This window comes from Neisseria basseii (assembly GCF_962707005.1).
GTDB classification, from domain to species: domain Bacteria; phylum Pseudomonadota; class Gammaproteobacteria; order Burkholderiales; family Neisseriaceae; genus Neisseria; species Neisseria bergeri.
Window position 1 is genome coordinate 1 of sequence record NZ_CAUIXH010000080.1, and the last position, 253, is coordinate 253.

1 protein-coding gene is annotated in these 253 nt (G+C 55.7%); it reads left to right on the top strand.

What is annotated here, in order from left to right; genetic code table 11:
- On the top strand, positions 1-253 hold a 253-nt coding region (locus Q9I99_RS11385; protein ID WP_304666242.1), incomplete at both ends, for a transposase.

Here is a 253-nt window from a genome sequence, read left to right on the forward strand (position 1 = left end):
GCACAGCCTCTCCGATCCCGAACTCGAACACAGCCTCATTATCCGCATCGACTTCAACCTGTTTTGCCGTTTCGACGAACCGGGCATCCCCGATTACAGCACCTTATGCCGCTACCGCAACTGGCTGGCGCAAGACGACACCCTGTCCGAATTGCTGGAACTGATTAACCGACAACTGGCCGAAAAAAACCTAAAAGTAGAGAAGGCATCTGCCGCCGCCGTTGACGCCACCATTATTCAGACCGCCGGCAGC